General features: G+C 41.8%; 2 protein-coding genes and 1 pseudogene. All 3 read left to right on the forward strand.

Going from position 1 to position 1,700, the window contains the following annotated elements; all coding sequences use genetic code 11:
- Positions 1-92 (forward strand): annotated as a pseudogene (locus tag ACFIKH_RS09065) (exonuclease); the annotation flags it as partial.
- A gap of 111 nt (positions 93-203) precedes the next feature.
- Positions 204-1,052 (forward strand): hypothetical protein, encoded by an 849-nt coding sequence (locus ACFIKH_RS09070; protein WP_375671527.1) that lies wholly within the window; start codon positions 204-206, stop codon positions 1,050-1,052.
- Positions 1,049-1,591, forward strand: coding sequence for a hypothetical protein (locus ACFIKH_RS09075; RefSeq protein ID WP_375671528.1), 543 nt, complete (start codon positions 1,049-1,051; stop codon positions 1,589-1,591). Before ACFIKH_RS09070 ends, ACFIKH_RS09075 begins: the two co-directional genes overlap by 4 nt.
- Positions 1,592-1,700: the final 109 nt, after the last annotated feature.

The raw sequence follows: 1,700 nt of genomic DNA on the forward strand, positions 1-1,700 counted from the left end.
AGAAACACATTGAAGAGATTAATAAAGCGGTCGAAATCTTTTTAGGGGAAATAGAACAAGAGATGCAAAAGATTTTGACAAAAGCTGCTTAAACCTATGGGGGTGCTCTCTCCTCCCAGCACCCCCACCCATTTACTAACAACTTTTAAGTAATGCATGATTCACGCTACGGGTGGATTGTGCGCAAATCAAGGAAATAAACCATGGAAAAGAAATATGAACTTACTGATGAAACAACTGAGGTTGATGGCAAAACTCTCCACCGCATTCGTGCCTTACGAGACTTTGGTGGTATTAAAGCAGACGACCTAGGCGGTCTTATAGAGCATGAAGGCAACTTATCCCATGAGGGCAATTGTTGGATTTGGTATAAGGCTTGTGTTTTTGGAGATGCACGTGTTTATGGCAATGCACTTGTTTTCGATGAAGCAAAAGTTTCCGATAATGCACATGTTTACGAGAGCGCACACGTTTTCGATGAAGCGCGCGTTTACGGTCGTGCAGAAATTTATGGAGAAGCAAAAGTTTACGGTGATGCAGAAGTTTACGGTAGGGCAGAAGTTTACGATTGTGCACGCGTTTTCGATGAAGCACGTATTTACGATAAGGCAGAGGTTTACGGTTGTGCACGCGTTTACGATTATGCAAAAGTTTTAGAAAATGCACATGTTTATGGTTATGCATACGTTTCCGATAAGGCAGAAGTTTATGGCAATGCAAAAATTAAAGACGGACATGTAGGCGATAGTGCAAGGATTTATGGTGATGCTAAAATTTATGATCATGCACACGTTTACGGTAATGCATGCGTTTCCCATAATGCAGAGGTTTACGGTTATGCCAAGGTTTTTGGTGATGCCTTGGTTTTTGGCAATGCACATGTTCATGGGCGTGCAAAAGTTTACGATGATGCACGCGTTTACGATGAAGCACGTGTTTACGATAAGGCAGAAATTTACGGAGAAGCAAAAGTTTACGGTGATGCAAAAGTTTACCGTAGCGCACACGTTGATGACTATAACGCCATATCAACTGGAGAAAAGACCAGATGAAAAAATACGAACTGACTGATGAAACAATTGAAATTGGGCGCAAAACTCTCCACCGCATTCGCGCATTGAGAGATTTGGGGGACGTCAAGAAAGGTGATCTTGGCGGCTATATCGAGAAAGAAGACAATCTAAGTCATGATGGCAATTGCTGGGTTGGGGGTTATGCCAAGGTTTATGATGATGCTAAGGTTTACGAAAATGCACATGTTTACGGTTATGCCGAGGTTTACGACAATTCTCGTATTTATGGCAAAGCAGAAGTTTTCGATGAACCATGCATTTACGGTCATGCAGAAGTTTACGGTGATGCATATATTTGCGGTGAACCGCACGTTTTTGATAATGCAGAAGTTTATGGCAATGCACAAGTTTACGAAGAGCCATACATTTACGATAGGGCGCGTGTTTACGGCAATGCGCAAGTTTACGGTGATGCGCATGTTTACGGTCATGCAAAAATTTACGGTGAAGCATGTGTATGTTGGGACGACTGGATTGATGACGATAGAAGAATCTCAACTAGAAAACAAACCAGATGAGAAAATATGAACTTACTGATGAAACAATTAATGTTGATGGATTTACGCTTCACCGAATTAGAGCATTAAGAGATTTTGGTGGCGTCAAGAAAGGTAACCTTGGGGGCTT

This window comes from Bartonella sp. SD1336NMGDW, assembly GCF_042193565.1.
GTDB classification, from domain to species: Bacteria; Pseudomonadota; Alphaproteobacteria; order Rhizobiales; family Rhizobiaceae; genus Bartonella; species Bartonella grahamii.